Genomic DNA, 1,594 nt, shown 5'->3' on the forward strand with positions numbered 1-1,594 from the left:
TAATCGGCCACCTGGAAGATCGGCGCTTCTTCGTCCTTGTTGATCGCAACGATCACTTTGGAGTCTTTCATGCCCGCCAGGTGCTGGATCGCGCCGGAAATACCGACCGCGATGTACAGCTGTGGCGCAACGATCTTACCCGTCTGACCGACCTGCATGTCATTGGGTACAAAACCGGCATCAACTGCGGCACGGGACGCACCGACGGCAGCGCCCAGCTTGTCGGCCAGCGCGTACAGGTGCTTGAAGTTGTCGCCGTTCTGCATGCCACGACCGCCGGATACAACGATTTTGGCTGCCGTCAGTTCAGGACGGTCCGACTTGGCCAACTCTTCGTTCACGAACGAAGACGTGCCTGCATCGTGAACGGCCGCTACAGCTTCAACCGCTGCAGACCCGCCTTGCGCAGCCACCGGGTCAAAACCGGTGGCACGCACGGTGATCACTTTGACCGGTGCTGTCGATTGCACAGTGGCAATGGCGTTACCGGCATAGATCGGACGCTTGAAGGTGTCAGCGCTTTCAACCGAGATGATCTCGGAGATCTGGTCAACGTCCAGCTGAGCAGCGACACGCGGCAGGATGTTTTTGCCGTTGGAGGTCGCAGCAGCCAGGATGTGGCTGTAACCCTTGCCCAACGCTGCTACCAGCGGAGCCACGTTTTCCGGCAACTGGTGCGCGTACGCTGCGTTGTCGGCAGCCAGCACGCTGGCCACGCCCGAAATCTGCGCGGCGGCTTCAGCGATGGCGCCAATGCCCTGACCTGCAACCAGAACGTGAATGTCACCGCCGATTTTGGCAGCGGCGGCTACGGTGTTCAGCGTGGCCGGGGCCAGGGCTTTACCGTCGTGTTCTGCGATTACCAAGATAGTCATGTTTAGATTACCTTCGCTTCGTTTTTCAGTTTCTCGACCAGTTCAGCCACCGACTTGACCTTGATGCCTGCGCTGCGAGCCGCAGGCGCTTCGACTTTCAGGGTCTTGTTGGTCGATGCCGTGGAAACGCCCAATGCATCAGGCGTCAGCACTTCAAGCGGCTTCTTCTTGGCTTTCATGATGTTTGGCAGGGACGCATAGCGCGGCTCGTTCAAACGCAGGTCGGTGGTGACGATGGCCGGCAGACTCAGGGACACCGTTTGCGCGCCGCCGTCGATTTCACGGGTCACGGCAACCTTGTCACCCGCCACTTCAACCTTGGACGCGAACGTACCCTGACCGAAACCGGTCAGCGCGGCCAGCATCTGGCCCGTCTGGTTGTTGTCGCTGTCGATGGCCTGTTTACCCAGGATCACCAGTTGCGGCTGCTCCTTGTCCACCACGGCCTTGAGCAGCTTGGCCACGGCCAGCGAGGTCAGGTCTTCGGCGGATTCGACGAGGATGGCACGATCCGCACCCAGTGCCAGCGCGGTACGCAGCTGTTCCTGAGCCGTGGTCGGGCCGATGGAGACGACGACGATCTCGGTTGCCACGCCTTTCTCTTTCAGGCGCACGGCTTCTTCCACTGCGATTTCGCAGAAGGGGTTCATCGACATCTTGACGTTGGCGAGGTCAACGCCGGAGTTGTCCGCTTTGACGCGAACTTTAACGTTGTAATC

2 protein-coding genes are annotated in these 1,594 nt (G+C 59.9%); both read right to left on the minus strand.

Going from position 1 to position 1,594, the window contains the following annotated elements; all coding sequences use genetic code 11:
• On the minus strand, nt 1-875 hold an 875-nt coding region (locus HBN61_RS22235; RefSeq protein WP_170047920.1), incomplete at its 3' end, for an electron transfer flavoprotein subunit alpha/FixB family protein.
• 2 nt (nt 876-877) lie between these two features.
• The coding region (locus HBN61_RS22240) for an electron transfer flavoprotein subunit beta/FixA family protein (protein WP_094995370.1) at nt 878-1,594 on the minus strand (717 nt) is incomplete at its 5' end.

The sequence above is a fragment of the Pseudomonas sp. WS 5071 genome (assembly GCF_012985765.1).
Taxonomy (GTDB): Bacteria; Pseudomonadota; Gammaproteobacteria; order Pseudomonadales; family Pseudomonadaceae; genus Aquipseudomonas; species Aquipseudomonas lundensis_A.